Genomic DNA, 270 nt, shown 5'->3' with positions numbered 1-270 from the left:
GGCAGAGACCTTTCATTCCGCCAGATCGAACGGACAGGAATCGTTTTGTTCAGCTCGCTCATGCTTACGCTCCCTCCCTTTTTGCCGTGTAATCGATGCGAGGATCAAGAACGGCATACAGTACGTCAATCAAAATCACGACCAGGACGTAAATCGCCCCAATAAACAAGGTTGTTCCCTGAATCATAGGAAAATCCCGCGAGCTGATGGCTTGAATCGCCAAGGTTCCAATCCCCGGCCAGTTGAATACTTGCTCGACAATGACGGCAC

Annotated in this window: 1 protein-coding gene; it reads right to left on the bottom strand. The window is 50.4% G+C overall.

Annotated elements, in window-relative coordinates:
• Positions 1 to 64: 64 nt before the first annotated feature.
• Positions 65 to 270 (bottom strand): ABC transporter permease subunit (locus tag SB773_RS31970; protein WP_410594359.1); only part of this gene is annotated, 206 nt, incomplete at its 5' end.

Source organism: Bacillus sp. SIMBA_074, from assembly GCF_046534555.1.
Classification (GTDB): Bacteria; Bacillota; Bacilli; order Bacillales; family Bacillaceae_G; genus Bacillus_A; species Bacillus_A mycoides.
This window is presented reverse-complemented; position numbering and strand designations above follow the sequence as displayed.